27 protein-coding genes are annotated in these 26,314 nt (G+C 65.8%); 21 read left to right on the top strand and 6 right to left on the bottom strand.

The window, feature by feature from the left end; all coding sequences use genetic code 11:
* Positions 1-2 precede the first annotated feature (2 nt).
* The 17 genes from nuoE (at position 3) to KY496_RS09815 (ending at position 16,586) form a co-directional block, all read left to right on the top strand.
* Positions 3-479: an NADH-quinone oxidoreductase subunit NuoE gene (gene nuoE, locus KY496_RS09895; protein ID WP_005666433.1), complete on the top strand. Its 477-nt coding sequence runs from the start codon at positions 3-5 to the stop codon at positions 477-479.
* Positions 476-1,771, top strand: a complete 1,296-nt coding sequence (nuoF, locus tag KY496_RS09890) for an NADH-quinone oxidoreductase subunit NuoF (RefSeq protein WP_005666435.1) — start codon at positions 476-478, stop codon at positions 1,769-1,771. The genes nuoE and nuoF overlap by 4 nt, the downstream gene beginning before the upstream one ends.
* A gap of 21 nt (positions 1,772-1,792) precedes the next feature.
* Entirely contained in the window at positions 1,793-4,135 is a 2,343-nt protein-coding gene (nuoG, locus tag KY496_RS09885; protein ID WP_219864626.1) for an NADH-quinone oxidoreductase subunit NuoG, read from the top strand.
* A complete protein-coding gene (gene nuoH, locus KY496_RS09880) occupies positions 4,135-5,226 on the top strand; it encodes an NADH-quinone oxidoreductase subunit NuoH (protein WP_005666438.1) in 1,092 nt (363 codons plus the stop codon). Before nuoG ends, nuoH begins: the two co-directional genes overlap by 1 nt.
* 10 nt (positions 5,227-5,236) lie before the next feature.
* Positions 5,237-5,725, top strand: coding sequence for an NADH-quinone oxidoreductase subunit NuoI (gene nuoI, locus KY496_RS09875; RefSeq protein WP_005666441.1), 489 nt, complete (start codon positions 5,237-5,239; stop codon positions 5,723-5,725).
* A 23-nt stretch (positions 5,726-5,748) separates the two neighbouring features.
* Complete coding sequence (locus KY496_RS09870; protein WP_005666444.1) at positions 5,749-6,429, top strand: NADH-quinone oxidoreductase subunit J; 681 nt, start codon at positions 5,749-5,751, stop codon at positions 6,427-6,429.
* Positions 6,426-6,734 carry an NADH-quinone oxidoreductase subunit NuoK gene (gene nuoK / locus KY496_RS09865; protein ID WP_005666445.1) on the top strand — a complete coding sequence of 103 codons (309 nt, stop codon included), beginning with the start codon at positions 6,426-6,428 and terminating at the stop codon, positions 6,732-6,734. Before KY496_RS09870 ends, nuoK begins: the two co-directional genes overlap by 4 nt.
* Positions 6,735-6,773: 39 nt before the next feature.
* Complete coding sequence (gene nuoL / locus KY496_RS09860; protein ID WP_005666447.1) at positions 6,774-8,888, top strand: NADH-quinone oxidoreductase subunit L; 2,115 nt, start codon at positions 6,774-6,776, stop codon at positions 8,886-8,888.
* A gap of 22 nt (positions 8,889-8,910) precedes the next feature.
* On the top strand, positions 8,911-10,413 hold the full coding sequence (locus tag KY496_RS09855) for an NADH-quinone oxidoreductase subunit M (protein ID WP_005666449.1): 1,503 nt from the start codon (positions 8,911-8,913) through the stop codon (positions 10,411-10,413).
* A gap of 6 nt (positions 10,414-10,419) precedes the next feature.
* Entirely contained in the window at positions 10,420-11,934 is a 1,515-nt protein-coding gene (gene nuoN, locus KY496_RS09850) for an NADH-quinone oxidoreductase subunit NuoN (RefSeq protein ID WP_005666451.1), read from the top strand.
* 9 nt (positions 11,935-11,943) lie between these two features.
* Positions 11,944-12,270 carry a DUF2818 family protein gene (locus tag KY496_RS09845; protein ID WP_219864625.1) on the top strand — a complete coding sequence of 109 codons (327 nt, stop codon included), beginning with the start codon at positions 11,944-11,946 and terminating at the stop codon, positions 12,268-12,270.
* 119 nt (positions 12,271-12,389) lie between these two features.
* Positions 12,390-12,947: an NUDIX domain-containing protein gene (locus tag KY496_RS09840; RefSeq protein ID WP_219865092.1), complete on the top strand. Its 558-nt coding sequence runs from the start codon at positions 12,390-12,392 to the stop codon at positions 12,945-12,947.
* Positions 12,948-12,952: 5 nt separating this feature from the next.
* Positions 12,953-13,666: a hypothetical protein gene (locus KY496_RS09835; protein WP_219864624.1), complete on the top strand. Its 714-nt coding sequence runs from the start codon at positions 12,953-12,955 to the stop codon at positions 13,664-13,666.
* Positions 13,663-14,400, top strand: a complete 738-nt coding sequence (ispD, locus tag KY496_RS09830) for a 2-C-methyl-D-erythritol 4-phosphate cytidylyltransferase (RefSeq protein ID WP_005666459.1) — start codon at positions 13,663-13,665, stop codon at positions 14,398-14,400. Before KY496_RS09835 ends, ispD begins: the two co-directional genes overlap by 4 nt.
* 19 nt (positions 14,401-14,419) lie before the next feature.
* Entirely contained in the window at positions 14,420-14,941 is a 522-nt protein-coding gene (gene ispF / locus KY496_RS09825) for a 2-C-methyl-D-erythritol 2,4-cyclodiphosphate synthase (RefSeq protein ID WP_005666461.1), read from the top strand.
* A gap of 53 nt (positions 14,942-14,994) precedes the next feature.
* Positions 14,995-16,275 (top strand): MFS transporter, encoded by a 1,281-nt coding sequence (locus tag KY496_RS09820; protein ID WP_219864623.1) that lies wholly within the window; start codon positions 14,995-14,997, stop codon positions 16,273-16,275.
* 2 nt (positions 16,276-16,277) lie between these two features.
* Positions 16,278-16,586 (top strand): hypothetical protein, encoded by a 309-nt coding sequence (locus tag KY496_RS09815; protein ID WP_005666464.1) that lies wholly within the window; start codon positions 16,278-16,280, stop codon positions 16,584-16,586.
* 36 nt (positions 16,587-16,622) lie between these two features.
* Here KY496_RS09815 and KY496_RS09810 read toward each other — a convergent pair whose 3' ends face one another.
* A complete protein-coding gene (locus KY496_RS09810; protein WP_005666467.1) occupies positions 16,623-16,808 on the bottom strand; it encodes a hypothetical protein in 186 nt (61 codons plus the stop codon).
* A gap of 6 nt (positions 16,809-16,814) precedes the next feature.
* Positions 16,815-17,174 carry an NADH-quinone oxidoreductase subunit A gene (locus tag KY496_RS09805; protein ID WP_005666469.1) on the bottom strand — a complete coding sequence of 120 codons (360 nt, stop codon included), beginning with the start codon at positions 17,172-17,174 and terminating at the stop codon, positions 16,815-16,817.
* 292 nt (positions 17,175-17,466) lie between these two features.
* Here KY496_RS09805 and KY496_RS09800 point away from each other — a divergent pair, with 292 nt between their 5' ends.
* Entirely contained in the window at positions 17,467-18,021 is a 555-nt protein-coding gene (locus tag KY496_RS09800; protein ID WP_005666471.1) for an NADPH-dependent FMN reductase, read from the top strand.
* A 33-nt stretch (positions 18,022-18,054) separates the two neighbouring features.
* The gene (locus tag KY496_RS09795) at positions 18,055-18,966 is read left to right on the top strand and encodes an ion transporter (protein WP_219864622.1); all 912 of its coding nucleotides are present in this window, start codon (positions 18,055-18,057) and stop codon (positions 18,964-18,966) included.
* 48 nt (positions 18,967-19,014) lie between these two features.
* Here the strand turns inward: KY496_RS09795 and KY496_RS09790 are convergent, their stop codons facing one another.
* The gene (locus KY496_RS09790; RefSeq protein WP_219864621.1) at positions 19,015-19,827 is read right to left on the bottom strand and encodes a hypothetical protein; all 813 of its coding nucleotides are present in this window, start codon (positions 19,825-19,827) and stop codon (positions 19,015-19,017) included.
* A gap of 197 nt (positions 19,828-20,024) precedes the next feature.
* Here KY496_RS09790 and KY496_RS09785 point away from each other — a divergent pair, with 197 nt between their 5' ends.
* Positions 20,025-20,612, top strand: coding sequence for a phasin family protein (locus KY496_RS09785; RefSeq protein ID WP_219864620.1), 588 nt, complete (start codon positions 20,025-20,027; stop codon positions 20,610-20,612).
* Here the strand turns inward: KY496_RS09785 and KY496_RS09780 are convergent, their stop codons facing one another.
* The 3 genes from KY496_RS09780 to KY496_RS09770 form a co-directional block, all read right to left on the bottom strand.
* Entirely contained in the window at positions 20,613-21,833 is a 1,221-nt protein-coding gene (locus KY496_RS09780; protein WP_219864619.1) for an acyltransferase family protein, read from the bottom strand.
* Positions 21,834-21,912: 79 nt separating this feature from the next.
* Positions 21,913-22,638 (bottom strand): LytTR family DNA-binding domain-containing protein, encoded by a 726-nt coding sequence (locus KY496_RS09775; protein ID WP_219864618.1) that lies wholly within the window; start codon positions 22,636-22,638, stop codon positions 21,913-21,915.
* Positions 22,626-23,696, bottom strand: a complete 1,071-nt coding sequence (locus KY496_RS09770; RefSeq protein WP_229520491.1) for a sensor histidine kinase — start codon at positions 23,694-23,696, stop codon at positions 22,626-22,628. The genes KY496_RS09775 and KY496_RS09770 overlap by 13 nt, the downstream gene beginning before the upstream one ends.
* 130 nt (positions 23,697-23,826) lie before the next feature.
* On the opposite strand from KY496_RS09770, the gene KY496_RS09765 reads away from it, so the two are divergent.
* Complete coding sequence (locus tag KY496_RS09765; protein WP_219864616.1) at positions 23,827-26,277, top strand: ATP-binding protein; 2,451 nt, start codon at positions 23,827-23,829, stop codon at positions 26,275-26,277.
* Positions 26,278-26,314: the final 37 nt, after the last annotated feature.

The raw sequence follows: 26,314 nt of genomic DNA, 5'->3' as shown, positions 1-26,314 counted from the left end.
CTATGTTATCCGCGCAGTGCTATCAAAAAATCGATCGCGAGCTGGCCAAGTACCCAGCCGATCAACGCCAGTCGGCCGTGATGGCTTCGCTGGCCCACGCCCAGGTCGAACTGGGCTGGCTGTCGCCTGACACCATGCAAGAGATCGCCGACTACATCGGCATGCCGGCCATCGCCGTGCAGGAAGTGGCGACTTTCTACAATATGTTCAATATCAAGCCGGTCGGCAAGCACAAGATCACCGTGTGCACCAACCTGCCATGCGCCCTGTCGGGCGGCGAACGCGCCGGCCAGTTCCTGAAGGACAAGCTGGGCATCGATTACCGCGACACCACCGAAGACGGCCAGTTCACCCTGCTCGAAGGCGAGTGCATGGGCGCCTGCGGCGACGCGCCGGTCATGCTGGTGAATAACCACCGCATGTGTTCGTTCATGAGCGACGCCAAGATCGACGCCCTGGTAGAGGAACTCAAGAAATGACCAGCCTGCACGACCGTCACATCAAACCGCTGATCCTCGCCAACCTGAACGGCGAAAACTGGCACCTGGCCGACTACGTCAAGCGTGGCGGCTATTCGGCGCTGCGCCGCATCATCGAAGAAAAGATCACGCCGGAACAGATCATCGCCGACATGAAAGCCTCGGGCCTGCGTGGCCGCGGCGGCGCCGGCTTCCCGACCGGCCTGAAGTGGAGCTTCATGCCGCGCCAGTTCCCGGGCCAGAAATACCTCGTCTGCAATACCGACGAAGGCGAGCCGGGCACGTTCAAGGACCGCGACATCATCCGCTACAACCCGCATGCGCTGATCGAAGGCATGGCCATCGGCGCCTACGCGATGGGCATCACCGTGGGTTACAACTACATCCACGGCGAGATCTTCCAGGACTACCTGCGTTTCGAAGAAGCGCTGGAAGAAGCGCGCGCGGCGGGCTTCCTGGGCAATAACATCATGGGCAGCGAGTTCAGCTTCCAGCTGCACGCGCACCACGGCTACGGCGCCTATATCTGCGGCGAAGAAACCGCCTTGTTGGAATCGCTCGAAGGCAAGAAGGGCCAGCCGCGCTTCAAGCCGCCATTCCCGGCCTCGTTCGGCCTGTATGGCAAGCCGACCACGATCAACAACACCGAAACGTTCGCGGCCGTCCCGTTCATCCTGAACATCGGCGCCGAGAACTACATGGCGCTGGGCAAACCGAACAACGGCGGCACCAAGATCTTCTCGATCTCGGGCGACGTCGAGCGTCCGGGCAACTACGAAGTCCCGCTGGGCACGCCGTTCGCGACCCTGATGGAACTGGCTGGCGGCATGCGCGGCGGCAAGAAGATCAAGGCTGTGATTCCTGGCGGTTCGTCGGCGCCGGTGGTGCCGGGCGACCTCATGATGCAGACAGACCTCGACTACGATTCGATCGCGAAAGCCGGCTCGATGCTGGGTTCGGGCGCCGTCATCGTCATGGACGAGACCCGCTGCATGGTCAAGTCGCTGCTGCGCCTGTCGTACTTCTATTACGAAGAATCGTGCGGCCAGTGCACCCCGTGCCGCGAAGGCACCGGCTGGATGTACCGCATGGTCCACCGCATCGAGAACGGCCAGGGCCGTCCGGAAGACATGGACCTGCTGAACAATATCGCCGACAACATCAAGGGCCGCACCATCTGCGCGCTCGGCGATGCGGCAGCGATGCCGGTCCAGGCGATGATCAAGCACTTCCGCCAGGAATTTGAATATCACATCGAGCACAAGCACTGCCTCGTGCCCGCATACCTTTAAACCAGGTCAGGTAACGATCAAATGGTTGAAATCGAATTAGACGGCAAGAAAGTCGAAGTCCCACCAGGTTCCATGGTGATGGACGCCGCAAACAAACTCGGCACCTACATTCCGCACTTCTGCTATCACAAGAAATTGTCGATCGCCGCGAACTGCCGCATGTGCCTGGTCGAAGTGGAAAAGGCGCCCAAGCCCTTGCCAGCCTGCGCCACCCCGGTCTCGCCGGGCATGGTCGTGCGCAGCCACAGCGACAAGGCGGTGCAGGCGCAGAAGTCCGTGATGGAATTCCTGCTCATTAACCATCCGCTGGATTGCCCGATCTGCGACCAGGGCGGCGAATGCCAGCTGCAGGATCTGGCCGTCGGCTACGGCAAGAGCGGCTCGCGCTACGAAGAAGAAAAGCGCGTGGTGGCCCCGAAAGAGGCCGGCCCGCTGATCTCGATGGAAGAGATGTCGCGCTGCATCCAGTGCACCCGTTGCGTGCGTTTCGGCCAAGAAGTAGCCGGCGTCATGGAATTCGGCATGCTGGGCCGCGGCGAGCACTCCGAGATCACCACCTTCGTCGGCAAGACCGTCGACTCGGAAGTGTCTGGCAACATGATCGACCTGTGCCCGGTCGGCGCGCTGACCAGCAAGCCGTTCCGCTACTCGGCACGTCCATGGGAACTGCAGCGCCGCAAGTCGGTGTCGCCGCACGATTCGCTGGGCGCCAACCTGATCGTCCAGGTCAAGGGCGGCAAGGTGATGCGTGTGCTGCCGCTCGAGAACGAAGCGGTCAACGAGTGCTGGCTGTCGGACAAGGAGCGTTTCTCGTACGAGGCGCTGGACAATGCCGATCGCCTCACCAAGCCGATGATCAAGCAGGACAACAAGTGGATCGAGACCGAATGGTCGACCGCCCTTGAATATGTCGCCCACGGCCTGCGCAATATCCGCCACGAGCACGGCGCCGACAGCCTCGCGGCCGTCGCCACCGCCCACTCGACCGTGGAAGAGCTGTACCTGCTGAACAAGGCCTTCCGTGGCTTCGGCTCGGATAACGTCGACTTCCGCCTGCGCCAGAGCGATTTCGCACTGGACGGCCAGGTGACCCCATGGCTCGGCATGCCGATCGCGCAACTGTCGACGCTGAAGCGCGCGCTGGTCATCGGTTCCTTCCTGCGCAAGGATCACCCGCTGGCCACCACCCGCCTGCGCGCCGCCACCAAGGCCGGCCTGCGCCTGTCGGTGCTGGGTGGCAGCGATGAAGAACTGCTGATGAAGGTCGCTCACAAGCTGGTCGCCGCACCGAGCGACTGGCTGGTCGCCCTGTCGGAAGTCGTGGTCGCCATCGCCGCCGACAAGAACATCGCCGTCCCCGCCGGCTTCGAGAACATCGAAGCGTCGGAGCAGGCGAAAGCCATCGCCGCCTCGCTGGTCGTCGTCGGTGACGTCGAGGTGCCGGGCGCGATCCTGCTGGGCAACGCCGCCGCGCAACACCCGCAAGCCTCGAAGATCCACGCTGCGGCGCAATGGATCGCCGAGCAGACCGGTTGCTCGTTCGGCTACCTGGTCGAAGCCGCCAACTCGGTCGGCGGCCACCTGGTGGGCGCCACCTCGGGCAAGAAGGAATCGCTGTTCGCGACGCCGAAGAAAGCCTATGTGCTGCTGAACGCGGAACCGGAACTGGATGCGGCCAACCCGCAGCAAGCCGTCGCCGCGCTGCAGCAAGCCGAAATGGTGGTCGCGATGTCGGCCTTCAAGCACGGCATGGACTACGCCGACGTGCTGCTGCCGATCGCGCCGTTCTCGGAAACCTCGGGCACTTTTGTCAACTGCGAAGGCCGTGCACAGAGCTTCAACGGCACCGTGCGTCCGCTGGGCGACGCGCGTCCGGCCTGGAAAGTGCTGCGCGTGCTGGGCAACCTGCTGGGCCTGACCGGCTTCGACTACGAGACCTCGGAATCGATCCGCGACGAAGCCTTCGGCAAGGGCAATACCGACCTGTCGGCCAAGCTGAACAACAAGGCGAGCCTGGCGCCAACCGCGGGCAGCTATGCCCCGGCCGGCCAGCTCGAGCGCCTGACCGACGTGCCGGTGTACTTCACCGATGCGCTATCGCGCCGCTCCGAGCCGCTGCAGCGCACCGCCGACGCGAATGCGCCGCTGGTGACCCTGTCGAAAGCGGTCGCCGAATCGATCGGCGTGAATGCCGGCGACAAGGTCAAGGTCACGCAAGGCAACGGCTCGGCCGTCCTGGTCGCGAATATCGACAAGACGCTGCCGTCGAACGCGGTGCGTGTCGCCGCCGGCCATCCGGCTGTGAGCGGCCTGGGCGCCATGTTCGGTTCCATCCAAGTTGAAAAAGCAGGGGAGGGCAAGTAATGGCAACGCCCGGTTACATCGATTCATTCAACGCCGGCGGCGCCGACCTGCTCGGCCCGGTCTGGCCGCTGGTCTGGACCATCATCAAGATCGTCGCCGTCGTCGCGCCGCTGATGATCGCGATCGCCTACGCCACCCTGTGGGAACGTAAATTCATCGGCTGGATCCAGATCCGTATCGGCCCGAACCGCGTCGGCCCTGGCGGCCTGCTGCAGCCGATGGCCGACGGCCTGAAGCTGCTGATCAAGGAAATCGTGATCCCGGCCAAGGCGAACCGCAACCTGTTCGTCATCGGCCCGATCATGACCATCATGCCGGCGCTGGCCGCCTGGTCGGTGGTGCCGTTCGGCCCGCAGTTCGCGCTGGCCGACGTCAACGCCGGCGTGCTGCTGCTGCTGGCGATCACCTCGGTCGAAGTCTACGGCATCATCATCGCCGGCTGGGCCTCGAACTCGAAGTACTCGTTCATGGGCGCGATGCGCGCCTCGGCCCAGATGATCTCGTACGAAATCCCGATGGGCTTCGTGCTGGTGGTCGTGCTGATGGTGTCGGGCACCCTGAACCTGTCGGGCATCGTCGCCGGCCAGCAAGTGGGCATGTTCGCCGACATGGGCATCAATTTCCTGTCGTGGAACTGGCTGCCGCTGTTCCCGCTGTTCATCATCTACCTCGTGTCGGGCCTGGCCGAGTGCGGTCGTCACCCGTTCGACGTGATCGAAGGCGAATCGGAAATCGTGGCCGGCCACATGGTCGAGTACTCGGGCATGTCGTACGCGATGTTCATGCTGGCCGAATACGGCAACATGATCCTGATCGGTACCCTGGCTTCGCTGTTCTTCATGGGCGGCTGGTCGGCGCCGTTCGCCTTCCTCGAAGTGGGCGGCACCATTGGCGGCTTCATCGGCTTCTTCTGGCTGTTCCTGAAGGCCTTCCTGTTCGTGACCTTCTTCATCTGGGTGCGCGGTACCTTCCCACGCTACCGCTATGACCAGATCATGCGCCTGGGCTGGAAAGTGTTCATCCCGCTGACCCTGATCTGGCTGGTCGTCGTCGCCGTCTGGATGCAGACGCCGTGGAATATTTGGAAGTAAGGAACGCACAATGTCCAGAATGAAAGAAATCCTCGGTAGCCTGATGCTGACCGAGTTGATCAAGGGCCTTGCCCTGACCGGGAAATATGCGCTGTCGCGCAAGATCACGGTCCAGTACCCGGAAGAAAAGACCCCCATGTCGAACCGCTTCCGCGGCCTGCATGCGCTGCGTCGCTACCCCAACGGGGAAGAGCGCTGCATCGCCTGCAAGCTGTGCGAAGCGGTGTGCCCGGCCATGGCGATCACGATCGAATCAGCGCAGCGCGATGACGGCACCCGCCGCACCACGCGCTACGACATCGACCTGACCAAGTGCATCTTCTGCGGCTTCTGCGAAGAATCGTGCCCGGTCGACTCGATCGTGGAAACCCACGTGCTGGAATACCACGGCGAGAAACGCGGCGATCTCTACTACACCAAAGAGATGCTGCTCGCCGTCGGCGACCGCTACGAAGCCGACATCGCCGCCGCCCGCGAGGCGGACGCGAAGTACCGCTAAAACATAAGGGTCCTGGGTAAGTCATGACATTTACAACTGTTCTGTTCTACGTGTTTGCGGCCATCATGGTGCTGGCCGCACTGCGCGTCATCACCGCCAAGAATCCGGTCCACGCCGCGCTGTTCCTGGTGCTGGCCTTCTTCAACGCGGCCGGCATCTGGCTGCTGCTGAAGGCCGAATTCCTCGCCATCGTGCTGGTGCTGGTCTATGTGGGCGCCGTCATGGTGCTGTTCCTCTTCGTCGTCATGATGCTCGACATTAATATCGACCGCATGCGCGAAGGCTTCTGGGGCTACCTGCCCCTGGCGTCCGGCATCGGCGCCCTGATCGTGCTGGAGATGGCCGCCGTCCTGTGGCGCGGTTTCGTCGACTTCGAGCAGACGCCGGAAGCGGCCGCCCTGAACATCGGCGGCACCAAGGAACTGGGCCTGCAGATCTACACCAAGTACATCTACGGCTTCGAGATCGCCGCCGTGGTGCTGCTGGTGGCGATCATCGCCGCCGTCGCCCTGACCCTGCGCAAGCGCAAGGACACCAAAGCCATCGACCCGGGCCAAGCGGTTCGCGTCAAGCGTAACGACCGCCTGAAGATCGTCAAGGTCGAAACGGTCAACCAGCGCGCCATCGACGCAGCGAACGTCGAGAAGGCCGCCGCAGCCGCTGCTGCTGCCGCTGCCGCCGCAGAACCGAAGGAGCCAAAATGACCTTGTCGCTCGCACACTACCTGATCCTGGGCGCGATCCTGTTCGCGATCTCGGTGGTCGGCATCTTCCTGAACCGGAAAAACATCATCATCCTGCTGATGGCCATCGAATTGATGCTGCTGGCGGTGAACCTGAACTTCATCGCGTTTTCCCATTACCTGGGCGACGCGGCGGGGCAGATTTTCGTGTTCTTCATCCTGACCGTCGCTGCCGCCGAATCCGCAATCGGCCTGGCAATCCTGGTGGTCCTGTTCCGTAACCTGGACACGATCAACGTGGAAGACCTCGACAGCCTTAAAGGCTGATGAGCTCGTCTCGATAACACATAACGAATAAGGTTCAACATGGCGGGGCAAATTTCAACCTCACTCTTACTGGCGGTGCCTCTGGCGCCGCTGGCAGGCTCGGCGATCGCCGGCCTGCTCGGTACCAAGTTCCTGGGCAATGTGGTCGGTCGCAAGGTGTCGCATACGGCGACCATCCTGGGCGTGCTGATCGCGCTGATCATCTCGGTGCAGACCCTGATGGCCACGCTCGACGGCTTCAAGCTGAATGAAGACATCTACACCTGGATGACGGTCGGCACGCTGAAGCTCGCCGTCGGCTTCCAGATCGACACCCTGACCGCGATGATGATGTGCGTCGTGACCTCGGTGTCGCTGATGGTCCACATCTACACGATCGGCTATATGGCGGAAGACGACGGCTACAACCGCTTCTTCTCGTACATCTCGCTGTTCACGTTCGCGATGCTGATGCTGGTCATGTCCAACAACTTCCTGCAGCTGTTCTTCGGCTGGGAAGCGGTGGGTCTGGTCTCGTACCTCCTGATCGGCTTCTGGTATACCCGTCCGACCGCGATCTTCGCCAACATGAAGGCCTTCCTGGTCAACCGTGTCGGCGACTTCGGCTTCATCCTCGGCATCGGCCTGCTGCTGGCCGCGTCGGGTTCGATGAACTACACCGAAGTGTTCGCGCAAGCCGACCAGTTGGCCACCATGACCGTGCCGGGCACCGACTGGCCACTGCTGACCGCCGCCTGCATCTGCCTGTTCATCGGCGCGATGGGCAAGTCGGCGCAGTTCCCGCTGCACGTGTGGCTGCCTGACTCGATGGAAGGCCCGACCCCGATCTCGGCACTGATCCACGCCGCGACCATGGTTACCGCCGGCATCTTCATGGTGTCGCGCATGTCGCCGCTGTTCGAGCTGTCGGATGGCGCACTCTCCTTCATCATCGTCATCGGTTCGATCACCGCGCTGTTCATGGGCTTCCTGGGCATCATCCAGAACGACATCAAGCGAGTGGTCGCTTACTCGACCTTGTCGCAGCTCGGTTACATGACCGTGGCGCTGGGCGTGTCGGCCTACTCGGTCGCCGCCTTCCACCTGATGACCCACGCCTTCTTCAAGGCGCTGCTGTTCCTTGGCGCCGGCTCGGTCATCATCGGCATGCACCACGACCAGGACATGCGCAACATGGGCGGCCTGCGCAAGTACATGCCGATCACCTGGATCACTTCGCTGATCGGTTCGCTGGCCCTGATCGGTACCCCATTGTTCTCGGGCTTCTACTCGAAGGACTCGATCATCGAGGCGGTGCACGCAAGTAACCTGCCGGGCTCGGGCTTCGCCAACTTCGCGGTGCTGGCCGGCGTGTTCGTCACGGCGTTCTACTCGTTCCGTATGTATTTCCTGGTGTTCCATGGCGAAGAGCGTTTTGGCAAGGCACATGCACACGATCATCATGACGATCATGCGCATGCCAAAGCCGCCGCGCACGACCACGCCGATCCGCACGCACTGCACGATTCGGGCGCGCACCATGAGGAAGACGCGCACGACGACCATCACCACCACGGTCTGGCCCCGGGCCAGAAGCCGCACGAGTCGCCTTGGGTCGTGACCTTGCCGCTGATCCTGCTGGCGATCCCGTCGGTCATCGTCGGCTACCTGGCGATCGGTCCTATGTTGCACGGTAACTTCTTCGATGGCGTGATCACCGTCAATCCTGCTCACCCTGCGATGGCGGAACTGGGCGAGATGTTCCATGGCGCCGGCGCGATGGCCCTGCACGGCCTGCAGACCGCACCGTTCTGGCTGGCACTGGCAGGCGTCGTTGCCGCCTACTACTGCTATATGGTCAATCCGCGCGTGCCGGCCTGGTTCTACGCCAAGCTCAAGCCGCTGCACACCCTGCTGGACAACAAGTACTACATGGATGCGTTCAACCAGAAGTTCTTCGCTGGCGGCGCACTCGGCGTGGGCAAGGGCCTGTGGAATGTCGGCGACCGCGGCCTGATCGACGGCCTGGTCGTCAACGGCAGCGCCAAACTGGTGGCCTGGTTCTCGACCATCACCAAGCGCGCGCAGACCGGTTACATCTATCACTATGCGTTCGTGATGATCGTCGGCGTACTGGCAGCGATGCTGTACTTCTTCCCGTTCTGGCGCGGTTAATCACAGGCAGAGATAAAGAAAAATGATGCAGTCAACAATTTCTACGTTTCCACCGTACCTGAGCCTGGCGATCTGGCTCCCGATCCTGTTCGGCGTGCTGGTCCTGGCCATCGGCCGCGACAAGAACGCCGGGATGGTGCGCATGATGTCGCTGGTCGGCGCCGTCGTCAGCCTGCTGCCGACGATCCCGCTGATCGCCAATTTCGACAACGCCGCCCACGGCATGCAGTTCTATGAACAGGCGGCCTGGATCGAGCGCTTCAACGTCTTCTACCGCCTCGGCGTGGACGGCCTGTCGCTGTGGTTCGTGCCGCTGACCGCCTTCATCACCATCATCGTGGTGCTGGCGGCGTGGCAGGTGATCGAAGAGCGCGTGGCCCAGTACATGGGCTCGTTCCTGATCCTGTCGGGCCTGATGATCGGCGTGTTCTGCGCGCTGGACGGCCTGCTGTTCTACTTCTTCTTCGAAGCCACCCTGATCCCGATGTACATCATCATCGGCGTGTTCGGCGGCCCGAACCGGGTGTATGCGGCATTCAAGTTCTTCCTGTACACCTTCTTCGGTTCGCTGCTGACCCTGGTCGCGATCGTCTACCTGTACACCCAGTCGCAAACGTTCGACATCCTGGCCTGGCATCAGTTGCCGCTGACGATGAAAGAGCAGATCCTGATCTTCATCGCCTTCTTCATGGCCTTCGCCGTGAAAGTGCCGATGTGGCCGGTGCACACCTGGCTGCCGGATGCCCACGTCGAAGCGCCGACCGGCGGTTCGGTCGTGCTGGCCGCGATCATGCTGAAGCTGGGCGCCTACGGTTTCCTGCGGTTCTCGCTGCCGATCACCCCGGACGCATCGCAATACCTGGCGCCGGTCGTCATCGGTCTGTCGCTGGTGGCCGTGATCTACATCGGCCTGGTGGCCCTGGTGCAGAAAGACATGAAGAAACTGGTCGCCTATTCGTCGATCGCGCACATGGGCTTCGTGACCCTGGGCTTCTTCATGTTCAACGACCTGGGCGTGCAGGGCGGCCTGATGCAGGCGATCTCGCACGGCTTCGTGTCGGGCGCGATGTTCCTGTGCATCGGCGTGCTGTACGACCGCGTGCACTCGCGTGAAATCGCCGACTACGGCGGCGTGGTCAACACCATGCCGAAGTTCGCCGCCTTCGCCGTGCTGTTCTCGATGGCCAATGCCGGCCTGCCGGCGACCTCGGGCTTCATCGGCGAGTTCATGGTGATCCTGGGCGCGGTCGAGTTCAACTTCTGGACCGGCGTCGCATCGGGCACCGCCCTGATCCTGGGCGCGGCTTACTCGCTGTGGATGGTCAAGCGCGTCGTGTTCGGCCCTGTCGCCAACAAGAAAGTCGCCGAGCTGACCGACCTGAACGGTCGCGAGTTCGCCATCCTGTCGGTGCTGGCAATCGCCACCCTGGCGATGGGCCTGTACCCGGCGCCGATCGCCGAGACCCTGCAAGTGTCGGTCACCGACCTGCTTCAGCACGTCGCAGTCAGCAAAGTGCCTCAATAAAACGCCATGAATGAAATGAACTCGACCCTGTTATCGGCTGCCGACACCAATCTGGCGCCGGTCTATGCCGAAATCTTCCTGCTGATCGCGACGTCCGCGATCTTGCTGATCGACCTGTTCCTGAAGGAAGGCAAGCGCAACCTGACCTATGGCCTGTCGCTGCTGGCGATCGGCGGCTGCGCGATCTTTTCCTTTATCGACTTCAACGGCGGCGCGACTGTCTATACGTTCAGTCATATGTACGTGTCGGATCCGATGTCGAACCTGCTCAAGCTGTTCACCTACCTGGCCACGGCCATGACCATCGTCTACTCGCGCCAGTACGCCGGCGACCGCGGCATGATGTCGGGTAACCTGGGCGGCGAGTTCTATTCGCTCGCGCTGTTCTCGATGCTGGGCCAGATGATCATGATCTCGGGTAACAGCATGCTGTCGATCTACCTGGGCCTGGAACTGATGTCGCTGTCGCTGTACGCGCTGGTTGCGCTGCGCCGCGACCACGCGGTCTCGACCGAAGCCGCGATGAAGTACTTCATCCTCGGCGCCCTGGCATCGGGCTTCCTGCTGTACGGCATCTCGATGATCTACGGCGCGACCGGTTCGCTCGACATCAATGCGATCGCCCAGATCACCGCAGCCGAAGGCGCGAATCGCACCATCCTGGTGTTCGGCCTGGTGTTCGTGGTGGCCGGCCTGGCTTTCAAGCTGGGCGTGGTGCCGTTCCACATGTGGGTGCCGGACGTCGTGCAGGGTTCGCCGACCGCCGTGACCCTGCTGCTGGGCGGCGCGCCGAAGATCGCCACCTTCGCCATCGTGATCCGCCTGCTGGCCGAAGCGCTGCCGTCGATGGCCTTCGACTGGCAGCAGATGCTGCTGGTGGTCGCCGTGCTGTCGCTGGCCTTCGGTAACGTCACCGCGATCGCGCAGACCAATATCAAGCGCATGCTGGCGTATTCGACCATCGCGCAGATGGGCTTCGTGGTGCTGGCCCTGGTGGTCGGCAACGTCGACGGCGACACCACCAATGCCGCCGCTGCCTACAGCGCCGCGATGTACTACACCATCATCTACGTGCTGACCACGGTGGGCACCTTCGGCCTGATCATGATGCTGGCGCGCGCCGGCCACGAGGCGGAACTGATCAGCGACTTCAAGGGTCTCGGCAAGCGCAGCCCATGGTTCGCGATTGTCGCCACGATCCTGATGTTCTCGCTGGCCGGCGTGCCGCCGATGGTGGGCTTCATCGCCAAGTACGCCGTGATCCAGGCCGTCGCCAACGCCGGCATGGTGTGGCTGGCCGTCGTGGCCGTGATGTTCTCGCTGATCGGCGCGTTCTACTACCTGCGCATCGTCAAGACGATCTGGTTCGACGAAGCGGTGGACACCGCCGCCATCTCGACCCCGACGGACATGCGCGTCATCATGTCGCTCAACGGCGTCGCCATCGTCGTGCTGGGCATCGTCCCGGGCGGCCTGCTGGCGATCTGCTACAGCGCCATGCAGGCGACCCTGGCGAACTGAGGCTGACCAATGGATAGCTCGCTGGCCGCATTGCTGGTGATTGCCCTCGCGCTGGCGGGGGCCAATCTGCCGTTCGTGAACGAGCGCCTGTTCGGGCTCGTGCCGGTCCCCGGCGGCAAGGGGGCAGGGGAGCCGCGCAACAAGGTCTTCGCGCTGCGCCTGCTCGAGCTGGTGGTGCTGTACTTCGTGGTCGGCCTGGTCGCCAGGCTGCTGGAATCGCGCATCGGTTCGGTGTTCGTGCAGACCTGGGAGTTTTATGCGGTCACCGGCTGCATGTTCCTGGTGCTGGCGTTTCCGGGCTTCGTGATGCGGTATATGCGCAAGCGGCGCGGCTGAATTCCCGTTCCTTGAACGCGTCGGCGGCGGAGCCGCCAACCCTACGGCAAGCAGGGTTGGCGCTCCGCCGCCGACGCGTTTGGCTTATGATATTTCCCATCTGCGTAACATTGGAGCCCATAGTGTCGGATCTGAAAGAAACCCGCATCGACGGCGGCGTCGTCTACGACGGCCATTTCCTGAAAGTCGAGAAAGACCGCATCCGCCTGCCGGACGGCTCGGAAAGCCAGCGCGAGTTCTTGCGCCATCCCGGCGCGGTCGTGATCCTGCCGCTGCTGCCCGACGGCCGCGTGCTGCTCGAGCGCCAGTTCCGCTATCCGAACGCGCAGGTCTTCATCGAATTCCCGGCCGGGAAGATCGACCCGGGCGAAGACCACCTCGAATGCGCCAGGCGCGAGCTCCGGGAAGAAACCGGCTACACGGCGGGACGCTGGCGCTTCGTCTGCACCATCCACAACGCGATCGCCTATTCGGACGAGCACCTCGAGATCTTCCTGGCCGAAGACCTGAGCGCGGGCGAACAGCAGCTCGACGCCGGCGAGTTCCTGGAGCTCTTCAGCGCCACCGTGCCCGAGCTGCTCGAGATGGTGCGCAAGGGCGAGATCACCGACGTGAAAACGATCATCGGCACCTTCTGGCTCGAGAAGATCCTGGCCGGCGACTGGACGCCTGCCTGAGCATCATGCGGCCGCGTCGGAGCCTGGTCGCGCTGTCGGCGGCGCTGTCGGTCGTCATGGCCGCCCCGGCCTCGGCCCAGGCCCGCACTCCTTTCCAGGCGCAATGCGAAGACACCATCGGCGAGACGATCTCGGTCCTGTCCAGCCGCAGCGAAGGCTACCGCATCGACAACACGCGTTCCTACTTCGACCTGACCCGCCTGAAAGGCAGCGTGCGCCGTGGGTCCTGGGTGCTGGGCCTGACGCATACCGAGGCCCGGGTGAGCATCAAGGTCGGCGGGCGCATGTTGACGGACGGGGCCAGCGGCTACGAATGCGTGGCGCCGCGCATGGACGTCAACCTGTATTACGCGCCGATCGTGATCTATGTCAGCCGCGAGTTTCCGCCGGGATCGTGTTCGTACCGGGAAGTGCTGGCCCACGAGATGCGCCACCTGCAGACCTACCAGGATTTCCTGCCGAAGGCCGAAGCCATCGTGCGCGCCCGCCTGGCGGCGCGCTTCGCCGGCAAGCCGTTGTATGCGCCGATCGGCCAGGCACGATCTCTGCTCCAGCGCGAAGTCGACCGCAGCTGGATGCCCTACATTAAACGTGAGATGGAAAAAGTCGAAGTATTGCAGGCGGCCATTGATACGCCGCAGGAATACGCCCGCCTGGGCAAGGTTTGCGCAGGTGAGGTACAGTCTTTGCTTAGACAGGCATCACGAAGCAGTTCATGACCACCGAACAAGCAAACGAAACGAACACGGCAGTGCAGCAGCATGTCGCCCTCATTCCGGCGGCCGGCGTCGGCGCCCGCATGGCGGCCGGCAGTCCCAAGCAATACCTGGCCATCGGCGCCAAGCCCATGCTGCGTCACACGGTCGACGCGTTTCTATCCAGCCCGCTCATCGCCCACACCTATGTGGTGGTGAGCGCGGACGACCCCTTCATCGACGGCGTGCTGCCCGACGCAAGGGAGCCGGGCAGCCGGGTCACCGTGCTGCGCTGCGGCGGCGCCACCCGCATGGAGTCGATCCGCAACGGCCTGCATGCGCTGGCCGGCGTGCTCGGCGCACAAGACCGCGTGCTGGTGCACGACGCCGCCCGGCCGGGGCTGAACGCCGCGCTGATCGAACGCCTGATCGTCGAGACCGGCGACCACGCGGCCGGCGGCCTGCTGGCGCTGCCGGTGGTCGATACCGTCAAGCGCCGGGGCGACGACGGCGTCGCCACCGTCCCGCGCGACGGGCTGTGGCTGGCCCAGACCCCGCAAATGTTTTCCTACGCGCTGCTGTGCCGCGCGCTCGACGCGGCGCTCGACCCGGCCGCGATCACCGACGACGCCAGCGCCGTCGAGGCGCTGGGCCTGGCCCCGCGACTGGTCGAAGGCCATCCGCGCAACCTGAAAGTCACGCTGCCATCCGACATCCGCATCGCCGAGATGTACCTGGCGCTCGATTCCACCATTTGACCGACACGAACCACATACCATGGCACTCGCATCCTACAACCCCCATCCTCCGTTTCGCATCGGCACCGGCTACGACAACCACGCGCTGGTCGAAGGCCGCAAGCTGATCGTCGGCGGCGTCACCATTCCCCACCGCCTGGGCCTGCTGGGCCATTCCGACGCCGACGTGCTGCTGCATGCGATCATCGATTCGCTGCTGGGCGCGGCCGCGCTGGGCGACATCGGCAAGCATTTCCCGGACACCGACCCGATGTTCGCCGGCGCCGATTCGCGCACCCTGCTGCGCGAAGTCGCGCACCGGGTGCTGAACTCGGGCTACACCATCGGGAATATCGACGCCACCATCATCGCCCAGCAGCCGAAGATGGCGCCGCACATTCCGCTGATGGTCTCGCGCATCGCCGAAGACCTGGGCGTGTCGCCGCAGCAGGTGAACATCAAGGCCAAGACCAACGAGAAGCTGGGTTACCTGGGCCGCGAAGAGGGCATGGCGGCGCACTCGACCGCGCTGCTGATCCGGGCCGCCAACGAGGCGTCTTGAAGCGGTATTGACGGGCTTCGGCAAAGGTCGAAAAGGCAATCTATAATTGCCTGATGACCAACGCCAACCCGACACCGCCGTTCGATCCATCTCCGCGCGCGGCCTGGACCCTGATCCTGGTCGCCAGCGCCATCATGATGATCACGATGGGCGCGCGGCTGACCAGCGGCCTGTTCCTGTCGCCGCTGAACACCGCGACCGGGCTCGGCGTGGCCAGCATCAGTTTCGTGATGGCGGTGGCCCAGCTGATGTGGGGCGCGGCCCAGCCGGTCTTCGGCGCCGTCGCCGACAAGTACGGGCCGGGCAGGGTGATCGCCCTCGGCGGCCTGATGCTGGCGGTGGGCACCGCCGCCACGCCCTTCGTCGATTCGCAGTGGGCGCTGCTGCTGACCATGGGTTTTCTCTCGGCGGCCGGGGCCGGCGCCGGCAGCTTCTCGATCCTGATCGGCGCCACCGCGCAGCGCCTGCCGGCCGAGCGGCGCGCGTTCGCCTCGGGTTTCATCAACGCCGGCGGCTCTTTCGGCCAGTTCGTGTTCGCGCCGCTGATGGGCGCGATCATCGCCGGCGCCGGCTGGATCTGGGCCATGCTCACCATGGCCGCCGCCACCTTGCTGACCATTCCGCTGGCCTGGCCGCTGCGCGGCAGGAAAGCCGCCGCCGCTTCTCCCGTTAGTGCTGCCGGCGCCGCGCCCGCCGCGTCCCAGCCGGCTGCGCCTTCGATCTCGCTGGGCCAGCAGCTGCGCCAGGCCATGCGCGACCGCAGCTATATCTGCCTGCACCTGGGCTTCTTCACCTGCGGCTTCCACATCGCCTTCCTGGTCACCCACCTGCCGGGCGAAGTCGCGCTGTGCGGCCTGCCGGCCAGCGTCTCGGCCACGGCGCTGGCCCTGATCGGCCTGTTCAACATCGCCGGCAGCCTGGGCGCCGGGATGCTGGCCTCGCGCTACCGCATGAAGTCGCTGCTGTTCTGGATCTATGCCAGCCGCGCCATGCTGGTCGCCTTGTACCTGCTGGCGCCGAAGACCGCATGGACCTTCTACCTGTTCGCCGCCGCGCTCGGCGCTACCTGGCTGGCCACCGTGCCGCCGACGGCCGGCCTGGTCGGCAAGCTGTTCGGCGTGCGCTACCTGGCCACGCTGTTCGGCATGACCCTGCTGTCGCACCAGATCGGCGGCTTCTTCGGCGCCTGGCTGGGCGGCCTGGCCATCGTGCACACGGGAGACTACAGCTGGATGTGGTATGCCGACATGGCGCTGGCGCTGGCCGCGGCCCTGGTGAACCTGCCGATCCGCGAAGCGGCGGTGGTGCGCCCGCCCAAGCTGGCGGGGGCCTAGGCGTGGCGCGCGACGCCTGGGCTTACCGCGAGGTGGCGGTCGAATCGGCATTGGATGCGCGCACCGGCAAGCCGCGCATCCGGCCGGTGTCGGGGCAAGCCTTCGCGACCGATATGCGGGTGCAGTGTTCGCGCAGCCTGCTCGACACGGCGCGCTATCCCCTGGGCACGCGCTTCCTGCTGTCGGTGCGCATCTCCGACCGCCAGGGCGGCGAGCCTTTCCTGTATGCCTGGCATGGCGACCCGGTGGCCGTCATGAGCAAGCCGCAGGTGAAGCGCTTCCTGGAGATGTACCGGCGCCTGCGGCTGTAGGCGAGAAAAAAGGCCGCGGAGCGCGGCCGTCGCGGTCTAGTCGACGCTGGGAGGAGGGACGCCGGTCCCGGTGGCCAGCACGAACAGGCTCAGGGCGATGCCGGCGCCGGCGATGGTCGCCAGCAGCGCCGCCGTGCGCGGCCTGGCGTTCTTGTGCGAGCGCCAGGCGGCGTCGAGCAGGCCGATGCCGATCACCAGGTTCACGAACAGCATGGCGTCCATGGCCGATCAGTCCCAGTCCAGCGCGCCTTTTTTCCACTCATAGGCCAGGCCGATGGTCAACAGGCCCAGGAACACCATCATGGCCCAGAAACCGGTCGAGCCGATATCGGTGACGACGACCGCCCACGGCACCAGGAAGGCCACTTCCAGGTCGAACAGGATGAACAGGATCGCGACCAGGTAGAAGCGCACGTCGAACTGCATGCGGGCGTCGCCGAAGGCCTCGAAGCCGCACTCGTAGGCGGACAGCTTCTGTTCATCGGGGCGATGCGGCCCCAGGACGCGGCCCAGGACCTGGGGCGCGACACCGACCAGGATGCCGATGATGATGAACATGAGGACGGGGAAGTATTCTTCGAGGTTCATGGTTCTGCTGCGCGATCAGGCGCGTGGGTTGATAAAGTCGGTAGTGTGGTGTTCCTTCCTGGAACGCTGCGCCGTGTCGGTCCGGCATCGCATGCGGCCCCGACGGGCAAGGTCGGGCCCGATTCTAACTGGATATGATCCTGTTGCCAACCAGGCATTTCCGTGCAGTTACCATGCAGTTGCTGTGTTTACGAGGGTATTTACAGGTGTTTTCCGTGTGCGACGCACCGCGCGAACGAAAGCCGCTATCATCGGAGGTTGGCAAAACGACCTCATCCAATAAAGGAATATCATGGCCTCGAAAAAAATCGCCGTCCTCGTCGGCAGCCTGCGCAAGGACTCGTACACCCGCCGCGTCGCCCACAGCCTGATCGCGCTGGCGCCGCAAGGACTCGAGCTCGCGATCGTCGAGCTGCGCGACCTGCCGCTGTATAACGAGGACGACGAGACCGATCCGCCCCCAAGCGCATTCGCGGCCTTTCGCGACGCCATCCGCCAGGCCGACGGCATCCTGTTCTGCACCCCTGAATACAACCGCTCGGTGCCGGGCGCGTTGAAGAACGCGATCGACGTCGGCTCGCGCCCTTACGGCAAGGCGGCCTTCGCCGACAAGCCCTGCGCCATCGTCAGCGTCTCGCCAGGCGCGCTGGGCGGCTTCGGCGCCAACCACCACCTGCGCCAGATGCTGCCGTTCCTGAACATGCCGACCATGCCGGCGCCGGAAGCCTATGTCGGCGGCGTCGCCGGCAAGTACGAGGGGGATGAGCTGGTCGACGAATCGTCGCGCGCCTTCTTCCAGAAATTCATGGCCGCCTTTGCCGCCTGGGTGGAGCAGCATGCCAGATAAGGGTTCGCCTTCGCCGGCGGGACTTCACCCCAGATGATCCGCGCGACCGACAGCAAGATCGACAGCAAGTTCGTGCCGACGCCGCCGCGCGACCTGCCCACGCTGCTGGGCCGGCCGCCGGACGGCTGGCGCGCTCGCATGTTCGACGTCATCTTCGGCACCGACACCCCGGCCGGGCGCCGTTTCGACATCGTGCTGGTGATCCTGATCCTGCTCAGCATCCTGGTCGTGATCCTCGACAGCGTGCCGGCCATCTACAGCCAGTATTCTGGCGTGACCTCGGTGCTCGAATGGGGCTTCACGCTGCTGTTTACGATCGAATACATCGCGCGCCTGGTGTGCGTGCAGCGCCCGCTGCGCTATGCGCGCAGCTTCTATGGGATCATCGACGTGGTGTCGGTGCTGCCGACCTACCTGTCGCTGCTGCTGCCCGGCAGCCAGGTGTTCCTGGACGTGCGCATCCTGCGCCTGCTGCGCGTATTCCGCATCTTCAAGCTGACCCTGTACATCGAGGAATACACGCGCCTGGGCGAGGCTCTGGTCGCCAGCCGGCGCAAGATCATGGTGTTCCTGTCGGTGGTGCTGATGCTGATCCTGATCCTCGGCACCGTGATGTACGTGGTCGAGGGGCCGGAGAACGGCTTCACCAGCATTCCGATGTCGATGTACTGGGCCACGGTGACCATCACCACCGTCGGCTACGGCGACATCGTGCCGCACACGCCGGTGGGCAAGGCGATCGCCTCGTTCATGGTGCTGCTGGGCTGGGGCATCCTGGCGGTGCCCACGGGGATCGTCTCGGCCGAGATGACGTCGCAGAAGATGTCGCGCCACGCCCCGCGCGGCACGCCGCGCCAATGCGGCGCCTGCGGCAGCGGCGACCACGATCCGCGCGCCCGCTTCTGCAAGGATTGCGGCGCGCCGCTGGCGCCGGCGCAAGGGTAGCGCTACGCGCACCGCGCACCATGACGGCGTGCGGTGCACCGCGATCGCTCAGGCCATGGCGGCGTGCTGCGTGAACCGCGACGGTGCATGCATCGGTGCATGCACCGGTGGGCGCGGCGGCGCCGGGCGCGCCAGCGTGACCGGCGGCGGGACGGCGGCGTCGCGCTCGAGCCAGTAATTGAACTGGCCGAAGCTGGGCAGCGCGCCGGCGTCGACGTCCTGGAAGAAGTCCTCCAGCATCTGGCGATAGGCGGCGCGGCGCGAGAAGCCGTCATGGCTGGCCGCATAGCGCGCGGCGGCGGCGCGGAAGATCGCGCGCATCCGCTCGTCGGCATTGGTGCCGGTGCCGGCGCCCTTGCGCGGGCGTCCGCGCTTGATGCCGGCCGTGACCGCGCGGGTGCGGCCCGGCGCGCCCGAATTGCCGTAGTCCGGCAGCAGGGCGTCGGGCGTCTGGCCGCGCTCCCAGTAGCGGCGCAGGTAGCGCAGGATGCTCGATTTCGACATGCCGTGGGCGGCGGCGTAGGCGGCCATCAGCGTGGCGCGCTGGCGCGGATCGACCAGTGCGTGGCGGTCGGCGTGCAGGGCGCGCACGGCCGACCAGGCCTTGGCCTGCAGGTTCAGGTAGCCCTGCGGCACCGGTTCGCGCGGCGGCGCCGCCGCGAACGGGTCGACCAGCAGGCGCCGCGCCTGGCCGGACGCCAGCGCTTCTTCCAGCACCGCCAGCGGCGTCGGCTCGGGCATGGCCGCATGGCTGCCCAGTTGATAGGTCCAGGCCAGCGCCCGCGGCTTGTCGATCCACAGCACGCGGACCGTGCGCCCGGGCGTGCCCGCGAATTCGACTACATCGTTCTGTCCAATCATCTTTACCTCCCACAAAGCCCTTGGAATCCAGGGTGCTTTCTGACATGCAAGGATCGGGCCAGCCCGAATATCAGGGAGCCTGCACGTTTGGTGCACCTCAACTGTGCAGGAACGGTAGCGCTTTAATGTTCGTTGTTCGTGCCCAGGCACGCGACTCATTCATTTCACGTTCAATTCCACTCAAAGAGAGGCTTTGCATGTATCCGTTTCCGCAATCCGTGACGCCGGCCGTGCGCACCCACCTGGACGCCCAGACCGCCTTCGTCAACGACATGTCCAAATCCCTGTTCCGTTCCTTCCAGCAGATGTGTGAACTCAACATCCAGCTGGCCCAGACCATGCTCGAGGAGACCACGCTGGCCGGCCAGCACGTGCTGAATGTCGACCGCCAGTCCGAACTGCTGGGCGCGGCCTCGGCGCGGGCCCAGCCGGCCACCGAAAAGCTGCGCGCCTACCAGCAGCACATTTCGCGCCTGGCCACCGACGCCCAGGTCGAGCTGGCGCGCGTGGCCGAGCAGCACGTGCAGGCCACCACCCGCACCGCGCGCGCCGTGGTCGACGAGGTGGCGCGCACCTCGGCCGAGGAAACCGAGCGCGGCATTCGTAGCCAGCAGGAGGCGCTGCGCACCATGACCGACCCGTTCACGCGCGCCGATGGTGCAGGCAACGCGCGCGCCGACGGCGCGGCGCAGCCGGCCCAGCAGACCAGCCAGCAGGCGGCCCAGCAGACCACGCAGGCGCTCCAGGCCGGCCAGCAGGGACGCCAGGCGCTGGCGACACACTGATCAGCGCGGCGCCGTCGCCTGGCCGTGCGCCAGGGGCGGCATGCCTCCCGTTCTCGCCTCTGGCGCCAGGCCGAACAGCGGGCGCACCCAGCGCATACGGCGCACGGCTTCGTACAGCGCGAAGCTGCCGGTCGCGGTCAGGACCATCAGCAGCAGGGCCTCGACGCCGGGCGCCAGGTTAAGCGGCTTGAAAGCATGCGCCATCACGACGATCAGGGTCTGGTGCGCGATATAGACCGGGAACACCGCATCGGTCAGGTAGCGGCGCGCCGGCCCGTCGCGGTCCAGGTGGCGGCGCGCGAAACCGCAGGCGGCGACGATGGCGCTCCAGGCGCACAGCGCATACACGCAACGCATCACGGGGACCCAGAACGCCATCATCTGCGCGCTGTGTTCATGGTGCGGGGCGGCGTGCCAGGCCACGAGCGCGGCCCATCCGGCCAGCGCAATGCCGAGGGCGCTCCAGCGCACGCTCTCCATGTGTTCCCACACCGGGCGGCTGCGCGCCACCAGGGCGCCGAGCAGGAACATCGGCAGGTAGGTGGCGTGATTGAACCAGTCGTCGACCAGGGCGTGGGTGCCCGGGAAGCGGTCGGCCAGCAGGATGCGCACGATCGCCAGGAACAGCGCCGGCAGCGCGATCAGCTTCCAGCCGCTCACCATGCCGGCGCTGCGCGCGGCCAGCGCCTCGATGCGGGCGTTGCCCAGCAATGCCGCGCAGGCGGCCAGCACCAGCGTGTACACCCACAGGTAGGCGACGAACCACAGGTGGTTCCAGGTCGGCAAGACCAGGCAGCCGTCCTGGCAGAAGCCGCCGTAGCCGACGAGGTACAGGCGCATGAACGCCATGAAACCGTCGGCGTAGCCAAGCTTTTCGACCACCTCCAGCCAGGGCTGCGGCGGCACGATGACCAGCATGCCGAACAGCAGCGGCAGCAGCAGGCGCAGGCTGCGCCGGCGCACGAAGGTCCCCGGCGCCATCTTGCGCAGCAAGAAATGCGAGGCCGCGCCGGCCACGAAGAACAGCAGGCTCAGGCGCCACGGCGAGGACAGCAGCATGAACGGTTCCGGACCGGCGCCGGCATGCGGACTCTTCACGTGCCAGCCCCAGCTCACGTAGTACATGCCCACGTGGTAGGCGATCAGAACGAAGAAGGCCAGGATGCGGACCCAGTCGAGGAAATACAGGCGGTGATTGCCGGCGGAAGTGGTTGGCTGCATGGCGCGCTCTGGTGATGATGGAGACGCCAGCATCGCGCGCAGGCGGGATCGCTGCCAGCGCCAGGGGGCGAACCGGGCCTTACGTGGGGCGAGCCGGGTCCAGGCGTGCGAGCAGGGCGGGGCGGTGCTGGCGGCTGCATGGCACCCGCGCGCCGCTGCGCAGCACCAGTTCGCAATCGCCCTTGTCGAGCGGCTCGATGCGGTCGATGGCCGAGAGGCGCACCGCCGCGCGCCGGTGGCAGCGCATGAAGGCGCTTCCCAGCTGGCCGAGCAGGGCGCCGAGGGTCTGGCGCAGCAGCGGGGCGCCGGCGCACGTGTGCAGCGCCACATAGTTGTCGGCCGTCTCGAGCCACTCGATATCGGCCACCTGCACCACGCGCGTCGCGCCGCGTTCGCTCACCAGCAACTGGCGCGGGGGACTGGGCGGCGGCGATGCCGCCTGCACTGGCGCCGCCAGGCGCGCGCGCAGCCGTTCGAGCGCCCGGTGCAGGCGTTCCTGGTCGAAGGGCTTGAGCAGATTGTCCACCGCTTCGCTGTCGAAGGCGCGCAGCGCATAATCCTCATGGGCGGTGACGAACACCACCAGCGGCGCCGGCGCCGGCAGCGAGGCGGCCAGGTCGATGCCCGAGAGCTCCGGCATCTCGATATCGAGCAGCAGCGCATCCGGCCGTTCGCTCTCGACCATGCGCAGGGCCTCGACGCCATCGACCGCTTCGCGCACCGACGCGATGCCTGGCGCCAAAGCCAGCATGCGGCGCAGCCGGTCGCGCGCCGGGCGTTCGTCGTCGACGATCAGCACGTGCATGGCAGCCTCATTTCCGCGCGCACGCCAGCCGGCGCCAATGCGACCAAGGCCAGGCTCGCGTGTTCTCCGTGCAGGGCGGCCAGCCGCGTGCGCAGGTTGGCCACCGTGATGCCGGGCGCGCTCGATTCTTCCAGCATGCCGCCGTCGTCCTCGACCCGCAGCACCATGGCGCCGCCGTCGACGGCGGCCGCGACCCGGATCGCGGTCGCCTCGCGGCGCCGTCCAACGGTGTGCTTGAACACGTTCTCGAGCAGCGGTTGCAGGCTGATGGCGGGCAGCATCACGTCAAGCACGGCCGGGTCGACGTCCCACGCCAGCGTCACCCGTCCCTCGAAGCGCTCGGCCATCACCGCCGCATAGCCCTGGGCCAGGCGCAGCTCGTCGCGCAGGCGCGCCTGCGGCCGCTCGCCCAGCGCCAGGGTGGCGCGCAGCACGTCCGCCAGGCGCACCAGCGTGGCGTCGGCGCGCGCCACGTCGGTATGCATCAGGGAAGAGATCGTGTTCAGCGCGTTGAACAGGAAGTGCGGCTGCATCTGGCGCGTCAGGCGTTCGAGCTGGGCTTCGCGCAGCAGCGCGCCGGCCTGCTCGGCGCGCACGCGCTCCTTCATCATTTCGCGGTAGGACAGGAGGCCGAAGCCGATCGTCGTGAACAGGCCGAAGAACACCGAGATCTTGAGCGCCTCGTAGACGAAGACGTCGGACCAGGGTTGGTGTTCGTAGCGGACGCCGGCCAGCGCATAGATGCCGTGCCGGATCGCGAACACGATGGGCGTGAAGCCGAACCAGTACAGCGGCAGCCAGCGAAGTTGCCGGCCGAACCAGCGCCGGGGCGTGGCGACCAGCGCATCGTCGCCGCTGCTTGACCGGCGCTGGACCAGGAACAGGAGCGTCGCCACCACCGCGGACGAGGTCTCCCACAACACCGGTTGCCATAGGGCCGTGCCGCCGTCGCGCCGATAGTCTTCCAGCGCGACCAGCACCATCAGGCTCCAGAACAGCATCCAGGCAATGCCGGCGACGATGAGGCTGCGGTTTGCGCGGTGTGAAAAAGAGGGCACGGATGGGTTCCATCTGAGAAAGACCCGATCATCGTGCATCGGCCCACGCTTGTCAAAACGGCGCGCCGTGGTAAATGTGACAATTGGTGACCATTGCCGTGCCTGCAAGCCCATCGTGCGACAATGGGCCATGAACATTCCTGGTCACCACAGCGACGATGCCGATAACCGGCGCCAGATGCGGGCCCTGCTTGCGGCCCATGACTGGTCGTCGAGTCCCATGGGCGAGCCGGGCGGCTGGCCGGTCGAGCTGCGGGTGGCGCTCGACCTGATGCTCGATGCGCCCCATCCGACCCTGGTGTGCTGGAGCGAGCGTTACCTGATGCTGTACAACGACGCCTATGCGGCGCTGCTCGGCCATGCCCATCCGGGCGCGCTCGGCAGGCCGCTGAGCGAGGTCATGCCGACCATGTGGCCCGAGGTCAAGCCGCTGGCCGACGCCGCCATGGCGGGACGGCCCGGCCATGTCGAGGACTTGTGCGTGACGCTGCCGCCGGGAGACCAGGAATGCCAGCGCTGGTTCGCCGCATCCTACGTGCCCTTGCGCGGCCTCGACGGCGTGGCGGGCGGTTTCGTTCATACCGCTTTCGAGACCACCGGCCGGGTGCTCGAGGCGCGCCGCGCCGATCAGGCGCGGCGGGCGAGCGATGCGCGCTTGTCGGCCCTGTTCGACAGCCTGCCGGTCGGGGTCGGCGTCAGCGACGCCAGCGGCGTGATCGTGCTGGCGAACGACGCGATGGAGCGTTACCTGCCGACGCGCCGCATGCCGTCGCGCGATGAGCGCGGCTTCGCGCGCTGGACGATATTCGACGAGGATGGCGCGCCGGTGGCGCGCGAGGATTTTCCCGGCGCCCGCGCCCTGCGCGGCGAGCGCGTCGTGCCGGGCATGGAGGCCTTGTACCGCGAGGACGACGGTCGCGAGGTCTGGACCCATATCAGTTCGGTGCCGATCCGCGATGCCGATGGACAGGTCAACGGCCAGGTCTCGGTGGTCACCGACATCGACCGCGTCAAGCGCGCCGAGGCGGCCTTGCGCGAGTCCGAGGAAAAATACCGCAAGCTGTTCGAGGAGGTCGATGAAGCCTTCTGCATCCTGGAAGTGAAATTCGACGCCGGCGGCGCCCCCTGCGACCTGGTGTTCATCGAAGTGAACCCGATGTTCGCGATCCAGAGCGGCATTCTTGACGCCAAGGGACGCTCGGTGCACGAGCTGGCGCCCGGCCTCGAATCGGTCTGGCTGGAACGCTACGGCGCGGTGGCGCGCACCGGCGAATCGATCCTGTTCGAGGAATATTCGCCCAAGCTCGAACGCTGGTTCGAGGTCAACGCCTCGCGCATCGGCGCGCCCGAGGCGCGCCACGTGGCGCTGGTGTTTCGCGACACCAGCGAACGCAAGCGCATCGAGGAAGACATGCGGCGCCTGGCGCGCGAGGCTTCGGAGGCGAGCCGGCGCAAGAGCGAGTTCCTGGCGGTGCTGGCGCACGAGCTGCGCAACCCGATGGCGACCATCCGCACCGGCCTCGAGATCATGCGCCTGCGCGCCGACAATCCGGACACCCTGGCGCGCGTGCGCGAGATGCTCGAGCGCCAGACCCACCAGCTGTCGCACCTGGTCGACGACCTGCTCGACGTCGCCCGCGTCAGCAGCGGCAAGATCGAGATCCGCAAGCAGCTGGTCGACCTCAACCGGGTGGTGACGAGCGCGGTGGAGACCAGCACGGCGGTCATCCAGGGCGCGCGCCACCGGCTCGACGTGCGGCTCTGGCACGAGCCGCTGTTGCTGGACATCGACCCGATCCGCGTCGCCCAGGTGGTGAGCAACCTCTTGACCAATGCCGCCAAGTACACCCCGCCCGGCGGCGACATCCGCCTCGACGTGAGCAAGGGCGCGAGCGGGGCGGCGGGCGAGGCCACGGGCATGGCGATCGTCGCGGTGAGCGACAGCGGCGTCGGCATCCTGCCCGAGCACCGTGAGGCGATCTTCGAGATGTTCAGCCAGGTCGGCGACCATGGCGGCCTGGCCCAGGGCGGGCTGGGCATCGGGCTGTCACTGGTGCGCCAGCTGGTGGCCCTGCACGGCGGCCGCATCGAGGTGGACAGCGCCGGCGCCGGCCAGGGCAGCACCTTCACCGTGCGCCTGCCGCTCGGCGCGCGGCCGGGCGCCGGGCCGGACGAGGTCTTGTCCGAGGCGCGCCAAGAGCAGCGCGCGGTCCCGCGCCGCAGTTTTCGCATCCTGGTGGTGGACGACAACACCGATGCCGCCGAGAGCCTGTCGCTGCTGCTGCAGATGAACGCCCACGAGATCCGCAGCGCGACCAATGGCCGCGACGCGCTGGCGCTGGTGCGCGACTTCACGCCCGACATCGCTTTCCTCGACATCGGCATGCCGGGCATGAACGGCTACGAGCTCGCGGCGCGGCTGCGCGCGCTGCCGGCGCTGGCGCGCACGGTCATCGTCGCCGTGACCGGCTGGGGTTCCGGCGAAGACCAGTTGCGCGCGCGCGAAGCCGGTTTCGACCACCACTTCACCAAGCCGATCGCGGCCGGGACGCTGAGCCGGCTGCTGGGCCAGCTCGGCTAGCGCGCCCGCTTACCGTTCAGTTGCCGCTCAGCTGCCA

The sequence above is a fragment of the Massilia sp. NP310 genome, from assembly GCF_019443485.1.
Lineage (GTDB): Bacteria > Pseudomonadota > Gammaproteobacteria > Burkholderiales > Burkholderiaceae_D > Telluria > Telluria timonae.
The sequence above is the reverse complement of the archived record's forward strand: the minus strand, read 5'-3'. Positions and strand labels throughout refer to the sequence as shown.